The organism is Daejeonella sp., assembly GCF_044342615.1.
In the GTDB taxonomy this organism is placed as follows: Bacteria; Bacteroidota; Bacteroidia; order Sphingobacteriales; family Sphingobacteriaceae; genus Daejeonella.
The window spans coordinates 1-4,983 of sequence record NZ_JBIIPN010000163.1 but is presented as its reverse complement, the minus strand read 5'-3'; the positions used below and the strand labels follow the sequence as shown (position 1 = coordinate 4,983).

At 34.1% G+C, this 4,983-nt stretch carries 6 protein-coding genes; 2 read left to right on the top strand and 4 right to left on the bottom strand.

The features are described from left to right. Positions 1-229, top strand: a 229-nt coding sequence (locus ACIQ0D_RS11430) for a hypothetical protein (protein WP_395805718.1), incomplete at its 5' end; no start/stop codon positions are given. 171 nt (positions 230-400) lie between these two features. After that, on the top strand, positions 401-1,429 hold the full coding sequence (locus tag ACIQ0D_RS11425; protein ID WP_395805716.1) for a glycosyltransferase family protein: 1,029 nt from the start codon (positions 401-403) through the stop codon (positions 1,427-1,429). A 1-nt stretch (position 1,430) separates the two neighbouring features. On the opposite strand, the gene cysM is transcribed toward ACIQ0D_RS11425, so the two are convergent. From cysM to ACIQ0D_RS11405, 4 genes are all read right to left on the bottom strand, one after another. After that, on the bottom strand, positions 1,431-2,303 hold the full coding sequence (gene cysM / locus ACIQ0D_RS11420) for a cysteine synthase CysM (RefSeq protein WP_395805714.1): 873 nt from the start codon (positions 2,301-2,303) through the stop codon (positions 1,431-1,433). Then, a complete protein-coding gene (locus tag ACIQ0D_RS11415) occupies positions 2,303-3,115 on the bottom strand; it encodes a serine O-acetyltransferase (protein WP_395805712.1) in 813 nt (270 codons plus the stop codon). The genes cysM and ACIQ0D_RS11415 overlap by 1 nt, the downstream gene beginning before the upstream one ends. A 100-nt stretch (positions 3,116-3,215) precedes the next feature. Further along, a complete protein-coding gene (locus ACIQ0D_RS11410; protein WP_395805710.1) occupies positions 3,216-3,785 on the bottom strand; it encodes a pentapeptide repeat-containing protein in 570 nt (189 codons plus the stop codon). 2 nt (positions 3,786-3,787) lie between these two features. Then, the gene (locus ACIQ0D_RS11405; protein ID WP_395805708.1) at positions 3,788-4,879 is read right to left on the bottom strand and encodes a serine hydrolase domain-containing protein; all 1,092 of its coding nucleotides are present in this window, start codon (positions 4,877-4,879) and stop codon (positions 3,788-3,790) included. Positions 4,880-4,983: the final 104 nt, after the last annotated feature.

Genomic DNA, 4,983 nt, shown 5'->3' with positions numbered 1-4,983 from the left:
TAATAAACCCGTGCTGACTGAGACTCAAAAGGCTCGTATTGAGGTAATTACAAAGAGGATCGAAGAAATTAAAAATATTGATAGATCCCAATTAAATTCGAAGGAACGAAAAAACCTACGCAACGAATTAATTGAAATGAAAAAGGAATTAAAGGTTACTAATGGAGGTGTTTATCTTTCTGTTGGTGCGATAATCATCATTCTTTTGATCTTAATTTTGCTTTTATAAAATTTTATAACAAAAAACCTTTAAAGAGGTTTTTTGTTATTTTTGTTATGATTTTTTAAATAAAATTAATTTTCGTAATCTATATTTAATTAATAGGTGATCTTAGTTTTTCTTTTTGCGATGAGGTCTCATAGATTTTTAGCAATTTAGCAGCAGATTATCTTCTAATTAATGAATATACTTTATGCCATTCAAGGCACAGGAAATGGACATTTAAGCAGGGCAATGGATATTATCCCTTGTCTAAAGCAACATGGAAATGTCGATATTCTTGTGAGTGGCACTCAGGGTGATCTTAGTTTACCCTTTCCTTTGAAGTATAAATTACGCGGACTCAGTTTTATTTTTGGTAAGTCTGGAGGTGTTGATCTCTGGAAAACCTTCGTGAAATCTAATATTCGTAAGCTAGTTAAAGAAATCAATGCTTTACCAGTGGAGAACTATGACTTGGTTATCAATGATTTTGAACCTGTATCATCATGGGCCTGCTACATGAAGAATATTCCTTGCATTGGGTTGAGTCATCAAGCTGCTGTTTTAGCTGAAGAGGCTCCAAAAGCAGAGCATACTGATATGTTAGGTAAGTTAATTCTCAAAAATTATGCTCCTACCACTGCACAATATGGTTTTCACTTTAAATCTTATGAAAATAATATTTTCACCCCGGTAATTAGAGCTCAGGTTAGAAATCAGAAGATTGAAAATAAAGCGCATTATACCGTCTATCTTCCTGCCTACGATGACAAGCGATTGATTGCAAAGTTAAGTCAATTTAAAAATGTAAGATGGGATGTGTTTTCAAAACATAATCGTAGAGCATTTACCCTTAAAAATATTACCGTACAACCTATTCATAATGAGAGATTTGTAAGTAGCATGGCTTCATCTGACGGGGTGCTATGTGGGGCAGGTTTTGAAACTCCTGCCGAGGCTTTATTTATGAAAAAGAAGCTCTTGGTTATTCCTATGAAAAATCAATATGAGCAGCAATTAAACGCTGCTGCATTAAAAGACATGGGTGTTCCTGTTATTAAAAATCTGCATGATAGAAATGATATGATTATCAATGCATGGATAGATTCTTCAAAAATTATTGAGGTTAATTATCCAGATATGACGCAGGAGATTATAAATCAAATTATCGATAAACACTGCCATTCGCCTAAAATTTTAGATTTTAAGAAGTATGGCAATACTTAAATTATCCAAAAAGATCGCTACTTAAATATCGATCACCTCGATCGCAAGCAATAAATACAATTACTCCTTCCTCCAATTCTGAAGCTAATCTGATTGCTGCGGAAGCTCCACCACCACTACTCATTCCTGCAAATATACCTTCTTCTTTTGCCAACTTACGGCTCATAGCAGTGGCCTCAGTTTGAGAAATATCCATGATGCGGTCTACGCGGTTAGGTTCAAATATTTTGGGTAAATAGGCCTCTGGCCAACGGCGTATTCCGGGAATAGATGATTCTTCAGTTGGCTGACATCCAATAATTTGTATGTTGTTATTCTTTTCTTTCAAAAATCTTGAACATCCCATAATAGTGCCTGTTGTTCCCATAGAACTCACAAAATGCGTTATTTTTTGCTCCGTATCTCTCCAAATTTCTGGTCCCGTAGTTTTGTAATGTGCCATGAAATTATCTGGATTAGCAAACTGATTAAGTTGATAACTTTTACCACTCGCAGCTTTTTCTTCAGCATAATCTCTGCAAAGTTCTATTCCATCGAGTAAGGTTACTTTTGCACCAAAAGCTTCCATGGTTAAGGTACGCTCTCTTGTTGAATTAGATGGCATAACTAATTCTATTTCAATGCCATACAAGCTTGAAATCATCGCTAAAGCGATTCCTGTATTACCACTGGTTGCTTCGATAAGCTTTGTTTTTTTGCTAATATCACCCCGCTCAATGGCACTCCTAATCATATTTAGCGCTGCTCTATCTTTAACACTTCCTCCTGGGTTATTGCCTTCCAATTTGGCATAAATTTTTACATTCGGGTTGGGGTTTAAGCGCTGCAACTCCACCAGGGGGGTATTTCCTACTAAATCAATGATTCCTGCCATTATGATTTCTCTTTTGTGGTTGATATTCTTACTTCAGCGACATTATAAACAAAAGAGCCTGCAGGAACGCTTTTGGTTAGCCATACATTTCCTCCAATCGTACTGTCATTTCCAATAACTGTTTCTCCACCAAGAATGGTTGCGCCCGAATAAACAACCACACGGTCGCCAATTGTAGGATGCCTTTTAGTATCTGCCATGCTTTTATGTACACTTAAAGCCCCTAAAGTTACTCCCTGATACATTTTCACATATTTTCCAATTTTGCAAGTCTCGCCAATTACAATTCCTGTTCCATGATCAATATGAAAATACTCATCTATCTCTGCTGCTGGATGAATGTCGATGCCCGTTTTTGAATGGGCATATTCTGTGAAAATTCGTGGCAAGAGGGGTATCCCTAATTTATATAACGCATGTGCCAAGCGATAAAATGAGATGGCATAAAAGCCTGGATAGGCTCTCACAACCTCAAATTCACTCTTTGCTGCCGGATCACCATCGAAAATGGCCTTGATATCAGTATTCAAGAGTCTGTATATTTCTGGTAATGTCTCAAAAAAATCTTTAGATAATTGGGCATGATTACAATTTATACATGCTTTTGTGGATTCCATGATTTTGAAAAGTTCAATCTCAAGCTTCTTGAATTCGGTTTTGAGCTCATCAATGGAATATAAAATACGCTTAGACTTCTCTGGATAGAGTAATTGAATTAGTTCTAAAGCCCAATTCGAAATTTCCTCGTTTGAAGGTACCGAATTTGCTTCTTGTTGCTTTTTGAATATATGCCTTAAAAATTCGTCCTTCATTGTATCTATTCCCTAGATCTTTTTCTTCAGAAACAATGTAAATTTAGTGAAAAGATTGTTTTTGCTTTGTCAAAACATTCATTTCTCTGCATTTCAAAAATTAATTTTCAATCTTTATGTCGTATTTGTTGAGGAGTCCGGAGATACCCTGAATTGAAAATTTAGCCTTCTTTATTCGATTATTTTCCGGATCTATTGAATAGTTGTAAGCAGATCTTAAATCCACTTTTTCGAGTATGGTTCGGTCAAAATTAGCATTGTTCAAATCACAATTCTCAAATACAGACTCTGTTAAATCACATTCCGTAAAATCAACCTCTTTTAATTGTGAATCTTTAAAATTTGTTTTTTTGATTTTTGTCTTGTAAAATATTGAATGATCTAGCTGACAGTTTTCAAATGTGAATTCTAATCCGAATTCATTACAATGCTCAAAATGTAGTCCTAACAACTTACATTCTTTAAATTTTATGTCCCTAAATGCAGTTTTACTGATGTTTGCCAAACTAAAATTAGATCCAATAAATTCGCAATCACTAAATTTAAATTCAAATAAATTGGCACCTGAAAAATCACAATGTTTAAAGACACAATTTTCATATTCAGCCTTGGCTAGAGGCTCCTCTTGAAACTTTATGCCTTCAAATACTTTATCTTCAATAAACTCCATTACTATCGTGTTAATTGATGTAAAGTAAATACATCTGCAGGGTTTTCAATACCCTCCGACTTAAGTAGTTCCAATATTTTTTTAAATGGCTCAGAATTTCCTGCAATATTTGAGAAATAAACAATTGATATTTTCTGACTTGGTATATTGATAGAGTAGGTGCTGAAGCCACAAGTGCTTCCCGAATGAAATAAGGCAGGATTGGCATTTTGGAAATAAAACCATCCGGGACCATAATAACTGTTTGTAAGCTCTTTAATTGGCGAATTTAAGCGTTTAAGGATAGTAGGAAGGTCAATAAGTGTATTATTCCATAATGCATAAGTCCATTTTTTATACTCATTTAATGAGGTATAAACACCACCATCTCCTTGTATTGCGCTAGTTAAACTTTGATCGTTTGGGTAAATATTCTCGTTTTTATCTCTAGCAAAGCCAAAAGATCGATTTGGAATTTGCGCATTGGCTTCATAAACCATTGAATTTTTCATTTTCAATGGTTTGAATATTCTCTCATTCATAAATTCTGGAAATGATTGACTCGAAACTCGCTCTACAATCAATGCTAATAGGGCATAAGCCGAATTACTATACCTGAACTCAGAACCGGGTTTAAAATAAGTTTTTTCTTGTTTACTTAGGATGTTTAGGACATCAATATCCAATAATGGTTTTGATATTGAATTATCCATAACTTCTTCATAATCAATGATTCCTGAGCTGTGTGTAATTAATTGACGAATGGAAATTTTATCTGAAATTGATTTAGGTAATTCAGAGAAATATTTACTAATTGGGTCGTCTATTGATAGCTTTTTATCTTGTTCAAGCAATAAAATACACATTGCAGTGAATTGCTTTGATACTGAAGCTAATCTGAAATTTGTCTTGGGCTTGAGTTGCTTCGGACGATCATCTTCTGCTATCCCGAAGCCTTTATTATAAATTACACGACCATTATTTTCAATATAAAGGGCTATCCCAGGTTCATTAAGTCCAACGCTACTTTTCAATAATGAGTCGAGGCGTTTTTCCACTTGCGCAGCAGATTTTTCAACTATCAAAAGACAAATAAAAACAAGAATATATTTCATTTTCTTAAAATTTATAAATCCAATTTATGAAATATAACCGAATATTATTTTAACAAAAGAGGCTAAATTATTTAATTAAGAATATTTAATAATTTTTTTAAATC